The following is a 1,040-nucleotide window of genomic DNA, read 5'->3' on the forward strand; positions in this document are numbered from 1 at the left end:
CAGTTGGTAGAGCACCACCTTGACATGGTGGGGGTCACAGGTTCGAGTCCTGTTGATAGCACCAAATGCGAAAGACCCGATCCGAGTGCGGATCGGGTCTTTTCTTGTGCGTTAGAGGAATTCTTGACTGACTTCTCGAAAGTGAAAGGTAGAGAAGGGAGCGAGTTTCGTATGATGATCAAAGGTTTCGGGGGAATCTTCTGGAGGACCAAAAATCTAGAGGCAGTTAAAAAATGGTACAGTGAAGTGCTGAAGATTGAAATAGGAGATTGGAATGGGGCGATTCTTAAACCCCATGCAGAGAATGAAACGGTCTTCTCTTTCTTCACGGAAGATGATCCTTACTTCCCCACAGAACAGCAAGTGATGCTAAATTTCCAAGTTTACAATCTGGATGAGACGATTCAGCATCTTGAACAAATCGGTGTACCTCTTGCAAAGAAACAAGAGCATAGTGAATTTGGTAAGTTTGTTTGGATTCAAGATCCTGAAGGCCGACTGATTGAGCTATGGGAGAAATAACAAAGACCTGTAAGACCGTCGGAAAAACAGAACGACCGCAAACGGAGGAGTGTTCGCCAGATCACCTAAGCTGTTGGCGTCGTTTGTTTCCGAATCGCGTTTGAGGGCAGGTTGTGAGTCGTGGTAAGATTCTTGGTGTTGACCCGATCTGGTGGCATAGCCAAGTGGTAAGGCATAGGTCTGCAAAACCTTGATCCCCGGTTCAAATCCGGGTGTCACCTCCAAAGCAAACGCTCTCGTCCAACGAAACTTGGACGAGGGCGTTTTTTTGTATGCGGAGATGTTGAGAGAGCACCGCACAATCGCAAGCATCTTGCAGGTTCTCAAAGGTTTCGGGAGTACGGAGGAGGTGTTGTCAGGGTTTGTTCCGTTTTGCGGATTGAGTGCGGGAGTGGATCATGATAAGATAAGTCCTGTCGCCGCGAGAGAGACGCGGGGATGATGAAAAAATCAAATCGTCGCGGGGTGGAGCAGTTGGCAGCTCGTCGGGCTCATAACCCGAAGGTCGCAGGTTCAAG

At 48.5% G+C, this 1,040-nt stretch carries 1 protein-coding gene and 1 tRNA gene; both read left to right on the forward strand.

What is annotated here, in order from left to right; translation table 11 throughout:
- Positions 1 to 174: 174 nt before the first annotated feature.
- Entirely contained in the window at positions 175 to 522 is a 348-nt protein-coding gene (locus EL26_RS23075; protein WP_038094855.1) for a VOC family protein, read from the forward strand.
- 150 nt (positions 523 to 672) lie between these two features.
- A tRNA-Cys gene (locus EL26_RS23080) sits at positions 673 to 746 on the forward strand.
- Positions 747 to 1,040 lie beyond the last annotated feature (294 nt).

The sequence above is a fragment of the Tumebacillus flagellatus genome, from assembly GCF_000714935.1.
GTDB lineage: Bacteria > Bacillota > Bacilli > Tumebacillales > Tumebacillaceae > Tumebacillus > Tumebacillus flagellatus.

Bases quoted from the DNA above. Each gene is read 5' to 3' on its own strand.
- EL26_RS23075 (WP_038094855.1), top strand. From the start codon at position 175: ATGATCAAAGGTTTCGGGGGAATCTTCTGGAGGACCAAAAATCTAGAG.